The sequence below is a fragment of the Peribacillus sp. CSMR9 genome, assembly GCF_033141925.1.
Classification (GTDB): Bacteria; Bacillota; Bacilli; order Bacillales; family DSM-1321; genus Peribacillus; species Peribacillus simplex_A.
This window is the reverse complement of the sequence record NZ_JAOPHO010000095.1, coordinates 1-10,740: the sequence shown is the minus strand read 5'-3', so window position 1 is coordinate 10,740 and position 10,740 is coordinate 1. Positions and strand designations below refer to the sequence as shown.

The following is a 10,740-nucleotide window of genomic DNA, read 5'->3' as shown; positions in this document are numbered from 1 at the left end:
ATCGTAAGCGATACAGCGACTGATGTATCCCTCAGGAATCCTAAAGATTTAGGAACCTTGATTTGCTCTGTCGTTTTATCCTTATAATACAACTAATCTGGTTTTATTTTGTTCGTAAAAGAATACGACTGTCATAGACGTCCTTTCTTTATCCTAATGAATAAACATAGTTGATACCCAATAGTTTGTGAATAAATGTACTTAAACTATCGGGTGCGTTAGTCTAACAAGCGAACAAAAAAGTCGATTCCTTATCAATACAGGAAATCGACTTTTTTAGGTTGAAATTTGCTTAGCATACAAAATTTTCGAAATGTTGGCGGTACCCCATGCCCATCAAGCTAACACCAAAGAGTACTTAAAGTAGATCTATTTCTACAAGATAATCGTTCATGCAATTAAAGAAAGACATGCCAAATAAGCCTCTGATAGGTCATTTTTTTTCGCTATGCTGCACTCTTGTGACACATGGTATACTGATAGACAACACCCAATATATCAAAGACTGTCTTTTTCTCATAACGGTGGGATTTTCGCCCGTTTTTCTGTAGGAGGACAAACAGGCGAAGTAGAATCTTTGATAGCTCTTGGGTGCTTTTTTGTATCGCTTGAAACAGCAGTAAAAAATAGTCTTTGATGATATAAATAGCTTTATATTCACTAAGTTCTCGTTTTTTCTGGATGAGGAGTAGTTGTCGCATTTGAAACATGGTAGAGGAACAGAGAAGAATGCCAATCAGTTGACCATAGAGATGACATTCTAATCGCTCTTTTTTGATCTCTTTACAATCATCTATTTCAAAGAAGGATTTCCAAGTTTTAAAGAGTAATTCGATTTGCCAACGTAAGGAATAAAGATCGTGAACATGTTCCGTTGCAACATCTTCGGGTAGAGCATTGGTTATGTATACATTCATAGCACTCAATCGTTTACTGCGTTCTTTCATGACAATCCCTTTCTTTTTCTCCTTTAGGGCTTGATTTTCCCACCGTTTTCGGGTTTGTTCTTCCGTAAGCCGGTGGATAATGACTCTAGTCGGCAACTTTTGATACTGGCCAATGTAAACGTCAGAGATCTCATAGGTTTGTCCTGGTTTTAATTGATGCATAATCTCTTCCATATCCAATTGAATATACTCGGTTTGTTTTTTGACCGTTCCATTTTTGAAGTATTCGGGATTAGAATTTCGCAGATAAATCCGAGTGTTTAATTTTAAGCGAGAGATATAATAGGCTCCTTTCTTACCCATTTGATAGAGATCTTTCAAGTCAAAATAACCTAAATCACGTATACATAAGTCACCCGTTTCTACCGTTTGTAAGCACGTAGAACCGTAGGTTTTATCATTTTGTTTACCAGGTCCTGAGTGAACGTGCAGGAATTGACCACTGAGGAGATCATATTCTAATTGAACCTTTACGCCAGCTGTATGACTACTGCCTCCAGATCCTTGATAGGCTGAGGCAAACATGTCTGGGAGTTGAAAGGTCGTAGAATCCAAGATTCGTATACGCTGAAACTGAGAAGCGTAACGATGAGGAAGAGCCTGAGAGGCATATAGCTTTTGAGTAAGCAAGGAAGTAAATACCTGTTCTAAGAACTTGACAGCCGAAGGATTAAATCGTTGATTGAGTCCTTCAGGACTTATCAAGACTCCCGTTGAAGATTCTAAACAACTACATAACTGTGTTAGGGAAGTACTCGCTACTTTTTGGCTTAACCACACGCACAACGCTATTAAATCTTTAGCTTGGTACTTACTCGTCCTTTGAACAAAACCTACCTTTTTAGCTAGCTCTTGGAGACCTTGTGGAGCCAAGGATCGTTGTAGTTCCTGTGAAAAGAGGGTAAGTTAGTCTGAAATTTCGCGACTCATAAAAAAACACCAGCCTTTCCATGATATTACAGAAAGGAAAGCGTTTTTTTCGCTTTCGGGGAAATGATTTGCCCTTAGCTTGATGGGCATGTGGTGGAACCCCTAAAAGGGGAACGTTAGACGGTCAAAAAATTGAAGTGAAAAATACTTCTGCTACACCAGGGGATTTTCAAGAAGAAACGCAAATATGGAATATTGAAGTAACAAGCGAGCAAACCGATACTGAAGGGAAAAAGCAAAAGGTTATCACTCCCTATTCTGTCTTACTTAAAGCCAATGGCGACACTTGGAATGTGGACGGGGTGAGGATCGATGAGTGAACAGGCTGCTGTTGAATCAATTGGCAAGGAAGAAGTTAACCAAGGATCTAAGTGGTGGAAATGGTTGATTGGGGGCAGTTTGTTAGCTTCTTCGCCTTTGCTGGTTATGCTTCTTCTGTTATTCGGGTTTATGTTCATGTTTCTCATGATCTTTGGAACGATGACGGAAGAAGGTGAAACAAAGATCATTGGAGGGGAGATTTCGCAAATTGGAGAAAATGAAATCCCTGCTGAATACCTTCCCGTTTATAAAGCTGCTGAAGAAAAATACGGGGTTCCGTGGAATCTGCTTGCGGCTCATCACCGGGTAGAAACCAGGTTTTCAACATTAGAAACTATGGTTTCCCCGGTCGGGGCAATCGGACATTTGCAATTCATGGTTTTAACTTGGATTGGTTGGTCATATCCAGGTGGGGATCGGCTAGGAAATGCAGATAGAATTGATTTTGCGTGTAGTATTGGCCAATCGGTCCCAGCTTCAAAAGACGGTAAGGTGGTTTATGCCGGTTGGCAAAACCCGAATAATCATAAAGAAGGATACGGACTTTATGTGTGGGTGGATCATGGAAATGGTTCTAAAACGACATACGCCCATTTATCCGGTTTAAGTGTAAGTCTGGGTTGTGGAAATGGGTGATGTAGTCGGGAAGTGTGGCAACTCGGGTTCGTCAACGGGTCCACATTTACATTTTGAGATTTTTCAAAATGGATCTCGGATTGATCCGTCACCATTTATCGGTTTATAACCCAGATAACTAAAAAACGGCTTCACAGAATCGATTTTGCGGGACTTTTTGGTCAGCGGTAAGGGTATGAGTCTTAAATGTTCTAAAAACAAAAATAAAGCCGTTTAAAAACGTTTTAAATCGATGTGGATAATTTCGCATCTTTAAAAATTTAAAGGAGGGTTTAATATGCCAGCTTTTTTCACACCAGTAACACCTATTCGATATGTATCTTTTAATTTTGAAGGATATATTGATTCATTAAAAGAGAAGTATTTGGGTGACTTATCTTTTTATAATGATTTAACGAAATATGCATCAAACGAAGCACGTTTAGAACAAAAGAAAGATAAATTTGAAATTAAGTTAGATCACTCACACGTTGTGGAACGAGCAAAAGAACGTAAAAATAAACAAACAAATGATACGCCTGTTAATAATAAGAAGTATATTCAAACGAACTTCAGTAGGTCTGTACATGAAGGAGGTGAAAGATGATGAAAAAACGAAACGTAATAATCGCATCCATTCTCATCTTTTCACTCGTAGTCGGTGTATATGCTTATCAATTCATGTTTCCGAAACAAGAATATGCGGTTAGTACATCAGATCCGCTTGCAACGAAAGTTGGAATGGATGTATTAAAAAACGGGGGAACAGCTGTTGATGCTGCTATTGCGATTTCGTATACGCTTGGAGTTGTTGAACCTTATGCCTCAGGAATTGGCGGAGGCGGAGGTATGTTAATCGATCGTGCCGATGCCTCTCCGACATTTATTGATTACCGAGAGGTAGCACCTAATGATGATAAAGGTGAAGAAGTAGGTGTACCAGGATTCGTCGCTGGTATGGATTATATTCATCACAAATATGGGACGTTGCCGATGAATGAGTTAATTGATCCTGCTATTGGATATGCAGAAAAAGGTTTTACGGTGGATCAAGATTTGCATGATCATCTCATATCGTATAGCGGCAACATTGATGAGCAAGAACTAAAAAGCTTTTATTCAAATGGAAAAGCGATTGATACTGGTGATACTTTAAAGCAATCGGAGTTAGCAGACACGTTGCAAACCATCAAAGAAGAAGGACCAAATGCTTTTTATAAAGGTGAAATTGCAGATGAAATACAGGGTGAAACAGAAATTTCAGTACGTGATCTACGTGAGTATAAGCCTGTGGAACGAAAGCCTTTAATGACGACTTATAAAGGGCATGAAATCATCAGCGCACCTCCTCCGTTTTCAGGTGCAACATTAATTCAAATGTTGAAAATGGCCGACAAAGAAGATGTTTGGAGTTTAAAAGAGAAACACCCAAGCCTTTTCTATCATTATCTCAGTGAAATTTCGAAAGTGGCGTATCAAGATCGTTTGAAAAAGATGGCTGACCCATCATTTATTAAACAAGCATCTGATGACTGGGTGGATGATCACTACGTAAATTTATTAATTAAACAAATTAATGAAACCCAAGCTAACAAAACGAAAGTTAGTGACGTGGAAGAGCACGAAAGTACAACCCACTTCGTTGTCATAGATGGTGATGGAACGGTTGTCTCTACAACGAACACACTCAGTAACTTTTTCGGAAGCGGTAAATATGTAGATGGTTTCTTTTTAAATAATACGCTTAGTACGTTCGGTGAAGGAATTAATAAAATCGAAGAAGGAAAGCGCCCGAGAACGTTCACAGCGCCAACTATTATTCGAGAAGGTGACGAATGGATAATGGCCATCGGTACACCGGGTGGAAATCGAATTCCACAAGTGCTAATGCAAGTAATGGGGAACTATTTTGAAAATAACCAATCAATTAAGAAATCCATTGAAAGCAAACGAGTGATTTTCGAGTCGCATAAGTTTTATTCAGAAGCTGAATTGAATGAACAAACAAAAGATCAGCTAAAAACATATGGGTATGATTTGGAAACTAATGATAACCCAATGTTCTATGGAGGCGTTCAAGCGCTCGTCAAAGATTTAAAGAAAAATAGGATTAAAGGTGACGCAGACTTACGGCGTCACGGTTCATGGGAAAAAGATACTAAATAAAATAATGGAGGATTGAATAATGATCGTAAAACAAATCGTAGGAGTAATTGGCCCAATTGCAATTATAGCAGGAGTAGTTGCTGGACTTGGATTGCTAAAACATCCAGCAACATTATCTCCGATTGGGGTACAGCCACATCGCCATCAAGCTAACAATAACGAGTTACCCCAAAACGATAAAAACGAGTAAGATGTACAAAATTTTCGTTCTGGGGGTATTATGATTTCTTACCTTGATGGGCATGTGGCGGTACCCCATGCCCATCAACTTAAGCATTCAGAATTACCCCAAAACGAAAAAATGAGCTTTTTTGCTACAAGTTAGCAAAAAATTTCGTTCTGGGGGTATTTACTTTTCTTAGCTTGATAGAAATATGTGTACTACCACGAATAGAACGGTACCTTTTATATATTTTCTTTCGTAATATTAACCCCATATTCCCTATAAAAATCTAAAATTGCAGATGCATTCACACCCAAATCTAATAGATTTTCCGGAAAGTAAATTTCAGAATCCGGAACCACAATATCAGATGTTTGTAAAATGTTCTCTGCTTGGACAGCTGCTCCTAAAGCAGTAAGATGTGTCTGTCCTAACGGATCTGATATGTTCACACATCGTCTATGCAATACACCAGTAGCATCATAACCTTTAAGATGAATAACTATGTTATGTGCACTTCCCCTTCCGGGTTTATAGAGAATATTTTTCCGTAAATCGGTAAATTTTTCTCCACTAATCATTTTCCAAATCCCTGTATTCACCAGAGAAACCAGTCCATATGTAGATATTTTACTATCAAAAGCAATACGAAAGTTAGTCGAAACAGCATGAATTGATTCTGGCAGGGTTACGTGATCGGGAGTATCCAAACGATAACATTTGGTTATATAACCGTTTGGAAAGCGGACTTTGATTGGATTAGTCATTGGATAAGCCTGTCGCATTCCCTCTCGAGCTTTGACTTCAAACGGAATAGTTAACCGGTCCATATACGCTGTTGAATTTGGTCCTGCTTTGTCTTGAAGAGAATATAGTGCGTTGATATCAACCGTAACCTCTTGAAGATCTTTTGAATAAATTTTAGAAAAAAGGGCTGCTGTCCCCCCCATCCACCCTGAAGCTAATACAACAGGGGATTGGACCTCAACATTTTTTAATCGATCAATAGAACTCTTAAAGCGTTCAGTCCAACGAGTAATGTCAACCAATGGAATTTTTTTTCGAACTGCAGATAGGAGTAGTCTATCTTGAGGGTCATTAACCGCATTAACAACTAATGTGAAATTATCATCCAAATTTCTTAAAGGATCATCTGTTGTGTTGTCTACCTTGACTATTTTTACTCTCTCTGATTCAAAAGGTAACGCTTTCCCTAAGGTTCTTCCTCCTAATCTAATTTCCAAATCAGGATGTCGATCATGTAAAATTCGAGCAATTTGACTACCAACAACTCCATACCCACCAACAATTAATACTGTTTTTTTATTCATCTGAAACCTCCATTTTAATTAGTGTGAGATTATAAGTTTGAATGATTAAAAACTTAAACCTTTTAACATATTATCGCTAAAAAAAGGGACAAAAGGTGTCCCTAAACTATAAATGAATACCTAGTTCTTACATTCATCTTCAACTAAAGAAACAAGTTCTTTTAAAAGATTTATTGTTTCATTAAATTCAAGACAATAATACATTTCAGTGCCTTTTTTCTGAACTTGAAGTAACCCTGATTGTTTCAATATTTTCAAATGATGAGATACAGTAGGTCTTGACATGGGAATATTCTCCGCAATTTGCGTCACATTCAAGCTATCTTTATCAATTAAAAGTGATACAATTTGCTGACGAGTTGGATCCCCCAACCCTTGAAAACATGGTCTTAAATTTTCTAAAATATGCATTACTTTATCATTACAGTTCATTTCGCTAACATTACCTTCCGTTTAAGAATTTAATCATTTAAACGTATTATAAATTACATTACTATCTAATGCAATAAAGAAGTAGCACCAACTTTAAGTATAAATATAGAAAGTTTCATAAACAGCCATTTTCGATTTTCCAGATTTGTAAGAATGTCGGTTCTTTTTTCTGTAACAATTGCCAAATCCATTCCAGCTACAACCAGGACAAACCCACGAAATTCACGAAGCCTATATCAGATTGTATCAAAAGCTTCCAACTCAAGTGATCCTGCTTCGCCTGTTTATCCTCCTACAGAAAAACGGGCGAAAGTGTCACTGTTATGAGAAAACAGCATAGCAATAAATAAAATGGCCTAACTTCTCATAAATGACTGTTGTAGTGATATAAAATTTTCGTTCTGGGGGTATTTACTTTTCTTAGCTTGATAGCGATGGGGTACCACCACATGCCCATCAAGGTAAGATTTCATAATACCCCCAGAACGAAATTTTTGTGCATCTTACTCGTTTTTATCGTTTTGGGGTTCGTTATTGTTAGCTTGATGGCTATGGGGTCTCGACGTCAAAATGCGAAAATTATACACTAAGACATTTTAGGAATTAAAACCTCGATTTTGTTACGATTCAAAGCGCCATGACATGTGTTCAGAAAAGGACCATTTCTGAGACTGTTTTTTACATATATATATATATTATTTTTCATTATTAAAGAAAATACCACTTGTTTCTTTGTTAAATAAATATTAAAATGATTAAAAGTTTATAAAGAAAGGTTGATTAACTTGGATTCTTACGATTATAAAATTATGCAATCAATAATGAATAATGGTAGAGTTACTTGGGCTGAATTGGCATCTCACATTGGATTGTCTTCACCAGCAGTTGCTGATCGTGTCAATCGTTTGATTAGTAATGGAGTAATTAAAGAGATTGGAGCCAAGATAGATGGAGAAAATGTAGGAACTGAGTGTACAGCTTTTGTATCAGTCTCATTAGAAAAACCAAAATATAGAGAAGAATTCTTACATCTTATTACTAATTTGGAGGAGGTACAAGAATGTCATCATATTGCGGGGGATGATGATTATTTATTGAAAATTCGTTGTCGGAATACCAAGGATTTAGACAGAGTGATTAGCTATGAAATCAAAAGTCTGCAGGGGGTACTTCGAACAAAAACAACAATAGTAATGGATACAACGAAAGAAACATTTAAAATTCCTTTGCAAAAAGATAAGTTTTTTATTGATGAGGTAGGAGAAAATGACAAGTGAATTCTTACTCAAAGGTCTTATCATTGGTTTTAGTATTGCGGCTCCTGTAGGACCTATCGGAATTTTATGTATTCGTAGAACGCTTGAGAACGGGAGATTCGTTGGATTTATGTCAGGTTTAGGTGCTGCAACAGCGGATGGTTTATATGGTTTAATTGCGTGTCTAAGCTTAACAGTGATAACTAATTATTTGATTAATCAACAATTATGGTTTCAACTAATTGGCGGAATTTTTTTAGGTTATTTGGGTGTTAAAACTTATATATCAAAACCCTCAAATATACTTACTAAAAGTAAAAATGAACAAAATATTAAGGCATATATATCTACTTTCTTTTTAACAATAACTAACCCGGTAACAATTTTGTCTTTTATTGCCCTTTTTTCAGGGCTTGGAATAGCTAATTCAGAGATTGACTTAATGGCGAAATTAATATTAGTATTAGGAGTTTTTTTAGGTTCAATACTATGGTGGTTATTTCTTAGTATTGTTGTTAGCTTATTAAAGAATCGAATAAATGCAAATTCTTTAATAATTATCAATAAAACATCTGGCTTAATTTTACTGTTATTTAGCCTATGGTCTTTTTATGGTGTACTAATTACTTTGTAATATTTGCTTTCAACATTACATTTAACTTCTGAACAAAGTGATTTAATTATACCTTAATTAGAGTAGGCGGTCTTGTAGGAAGTATTATTGTTGTTCCACTTGAAAAGCGATTTCGACGTGGGATTCTAATTCCCTCTTTGCTAGGTAGGGGTACCGCCATGGCGGTACCCCTAAAAGTAGGAATATAAAAGTAAAGAAACATAGAGTTTCTAAGGTTTCACCCCATCTTACCCTGTTGTGCTTTAGATAAAAAGAAAGCACCCTCGAAAGGATGCCTTAATTTTCAATCTTCATCTTCTTCATATTCATTTGGATCGGTGGTTATGGCAATTGTTTTTTCATCGCTACGGAAATCGAATTTTAATCCCCAATTACAACTAGTTACACTGAATGTGTTGTTGTTGATAGAAAAGGCTATAATCATTTCGTTCATATCGTCTTTCTGCACTACAATATAGCTTTTTTCATTAGAGAAAACCGTATAATCCGGATGTGCTATAAGTTTCCAGCCGTCTACTAATTCTGTTTGGATAGTTTCCATGAATGCCACCTCATTTTATGTAATACCTAAATTATACAATAACATAATGCAAAAGTAATGGTTGGAAGTTCTTTGTACAGGATAAAGTACCATACGAATATCTCATACCCCATTATGAACTCTATTTTGTAGGTGATTGAGATTGTGAAAGAATGTACTTAAACTAAAGGGGCAGGATAGTTCATTAAGGAATACTGTTAAGTCACATTAAAGTTGTTTAAAAATGTCAGTCATGTTATTCCATTAAAGGGCCAGATTCTTTAGGAATCTTGTATAATAAACTTAAATACTTTTTTCGATTAAAGATAGAGGGTATAAAAATGGATAATGAAACAGCTAAAAATATTAGAGAAAGTTTAACGGCTGATTGTAGGAAGTGCTTTGGACTTTGCTGCACAGCACTTAACATTGTAGCATCAAGTGATTTTCCGATTGACAAATCGGCAGGTACTCCTTGTATGAATTTGCAGTCTGACTACAGTTGCCAAATTCATAGTCAGTTAAGGGATAAAGGATTCAAAGGCTGTACAGTATTTGATTGTTTGGGTGCTGGACAAGTCGTTTCTCAAGTTACTTTTAACGGTCAGAGTTGGCGAGAAAACCCTGACATTGGGAAGAAAATGTTTCAAGTGTTCCCCATCATGGAACAAATTCATGAAATGATTGCGTACGTGGCGGAAGCTCTGTCTTACGATATACCAGATGATTCAGCTGACAAGTTAAGAATACAGTTAAAGCAATTGCAGGATTTAACCAAGCTGGACGCAGATAATTTATTGTCACTTGATCTGGTGATGTACCGATTTTCTTTAAATGAACTACTTACTTCAGCGAGTGATTTTGTTAGGAGAAATACAATTGATAAAATGCCTGGTGCTCGAAAAATTAAAGAGTTTGACCATGCGAGAGCTGATTGGATGGGCAAAAAGTTAAAGGGAAAAGATTTAAGGGCAACTGATTTTAGGGGAGCCTATTTGATTGCTGCGGATATGAGAAATACGGATTTAAGGGCAGTCAATTTTATTGGTGCGGATTTGCGAGATGTTAATTTCAGTGGCGCTGATCTGTCCACCAGTATGTTTTTGACCCAAATGCAAATTAATTCGGCTAAAGGTGATGTAAAGACAACATTACCCTCTCATATACATCGACCTTCTCATTGGATTAACTAATTTTGTTCATGTTTTTATATTTAAAGAAGCTTTTTGAAGATGGTTTTACTATCAGTCTTATTCAAGAAAAGGGCGCGATTCTTTAATGAGAATTGCTTTTCTTAATGAACTAACGGGTGCGTTAGCTGAAGATCAGAGCTTTCTATAAGGCAGCATTTTTGTATGAAAACACATTAGTGAAAGAGACCATACTAAAATAAGCCCACCATATTCTAATTTTTTGAAGGACTTA

13 protein-coding genes and 1 pseudogene are annotated in these 10,740 nt (G+C 36.6%); 10 read left to right on the top strand and 4 right to left on the bottom strand.

From position 1 onward, the window contains the following. Nucleotides 1-446: 446 nt before the first annotated feature. A complete protein-coding gene (locus tag N9I19_RS22770; RefSeq protein ID WP_317779061.1) occupies nucleotides 447-1,820 on the bottom strand; it encodes an IS4 family transposase in 1,374 nt (457 codons plus the stop codon). Nucleotides 1,821-2,014: 194 nt separating this feature from the next. Between N9I19_RS22770 and N9I19_RS22765 the strand changes: the two genes are divergently transcribed. From N9I19_RS22765 to N9I19_RS22740, 6 genes are all read left to right on the top strand, one after another. Further along, nucleotides 2,015-2,197: a hypothetical protein gene (locus tag N9I19_RS22765; RefSeq protein WP_061466433.1), complete on the top strand. Its 183-nt coding sequence runs from the start codon at nucleotides 2,015-2,017 to the stop codon at nucleotides 2,195-2,197. Further along, a complete protein-coding gene (locus N9I19_RS22760) occupies nucleotides 2,190-2,834 on the top strand; it encodes a M23 family metallopeptidase (protein WP_061466432.1) in 645 nt (214 codons plus the stop codon). Before N9I19_RS22765 ends, N9I19_RS22760 begins: the two co-directional genes overlap by 8 nt. Continuing rightward, the gene (locus N9I19_RS22755; RefSeq protein WP_081109057.1) at nucleotides 2,827-2,943 is read left to right on the top strand and encodes a M23 family metallopeptidase; all 117 of its coding nucleotides are present in this window, start codon (nucleotides 2,827-2,829) and stop codon (nucleotides 2,941-2,943) included. The genes N9I19_RS22760 and N9I19_RS22755 overlap by 8 nt, the downstream gene beginning before the upstream one ends. Before the next feature lie 168 nt (nucleotides 2,944-3,111). Next, the gene (locus tag N9I19_RS22750) at nucleotides 3,112-3,420 is read left to right on the top strand and encodes a hypothetical protein (RefSeq protein ID WP_125161340.1); all 309 of its coding nucleotides are present in this window, start codon (nucleotides 3,112-3,114) and stop codon (nucleotides 3,418-3,420) included. Further along, nucleotides 3,417-4,979, top strand: coding sequence for a gamma-glutamyltransferase family protein (locus N9I19_RS22745; protein WP_061466430.1), 1,563 nt, complete (start codon nucleotides 3,417-3,419; stop codon nucleotides 4,977-4,979). The genes N9I19_RS22750 and N9I19_RS22745 overlap by 4 nt, the downstream gene beginning before the upstream one ends. Before the next feature lie 19 nt (nucleotides 4,980-4,998). Next, entirely contained in the window at nucleotides 4,999-5,169 is a 171-nt protein-coding gene (locus N9I19_RS22740) for a CapE family protein (RefSeq protein ID WP_155727559.1), read from the top strand. Nucleotides 5,170-5,384: 215 nt separating this feature from the next. Here the strand turns inward: N9I19_RS22740 and N9I19_RS22735 are convergent, their stop codons facing one another. Both N9I19_RS22735 and N9I19_RS22730 read right to left on the bottom strand, forming a co-directional pair. After that, nucleotides 5,385-6,473 (bottom strand): saccharopine dehydrogenase NADP-binding domain-containing protein, encoded by a 1,089-nt coding sequence (locus N9I19_RS22735; protein ID WP_252200960.1) that lies wholly within the window; start codon nucleotides 6,471-6,473, stop codon nucleotides 5,385-5,387. A 120-nt stretch (nucleotides 6,474-6,593) separates the two neighbouring features. Then, nucleotides 6,594-6,905 carry an ArsR/SmtB family transcription factor gene (locus N9I19_RS22730; protein WP_002013825.1) on the bottom strand — a complete coding sequence of 104 codons (312 nt, stop codon included), beginning with the start codon at nucleotides 6,903-6,905 and terminating at the stop codon, nucleotides 6,594-6,596. A gap of 785 nt (nucleotides 6,906-7,690) precedes the next feature. Between N9I19_RS22730 and N9I19_RS22725 the strand changes: the two genes are divergently transcribed. From N9I19_RS22725 to N9I19_RS22715, 3 genes and pseudogenes are all read left to right on the top strand, one after another. Continuing rightward, a complete protein-coding gene (locus tag N9I19_RS22725) occupies nucleotides 7,691-8,182 on the top strand; it encodes an Lrp/AsnC family transcriptional regulator (protein WP_061463125.1) in 492 nt (163 codons plus the stop codon). Continuing rightward, nucleotides 8,172-8,795, top strand: coding sequence for a LysE family translocator (locus N9I19_RS22720; RefSeq protein WP_317779060.1), 624 nt, complete (start codon nucleotides 8,172-8,174; stop codon nucleotides 8,793-8,795). The genes N9I19_RS22725 and N9I19_RS22720 overlap by 11 nt, the downstream gene beginning before the upstream one ends. Next, nucleotides 8,796-8,938, top strand: a pseudogene (locus N9I19_RS22715) (MFS transporter); the annotation flags it as partial. It lies immediately after the preceding gene. Nucleotides 8,939-9,078: 140 nt separating this feature from the next. Here the strand turns inward: N9I19_RS22715 and N9I19_RS22710 are convergent. Next, nucleotides 9,079-9,336 carry a hypothetical protein gene (locus N9I19_RS22710; RefSeq protein WP_057915873.1) on the bottom strand — a complete coding sequence of 86 codons (258 nt, stop codon included), beginning with the start codon at nucleotides 9,334-9,336 and terminating at the stop codon, nucleotides 9,079-9,081. A 320-nt stretch (nucleotides 9,337-9,656) separates the two neighbouring features. On the opposite strand from N9I19_RS22710, the gene N9I19_RS22705 reads away from it, so the two are divergent. After that, the gene (locus tag N9I19_RS22705; protein WP_317779059.1) at nucleotides 9,657-10,508 is read left to right on the top strand and encodes a pentapeptide repeat-containing protein; all 852 of its coding nucleotides are present in this window, start codon (nucleotides 9,657-9,659) and stop codon (nucleotides 10,506-10,508) included. The last annotated feature ends 232 nt before the right edge of the window (nucleotides 10,509-10,740 follow it).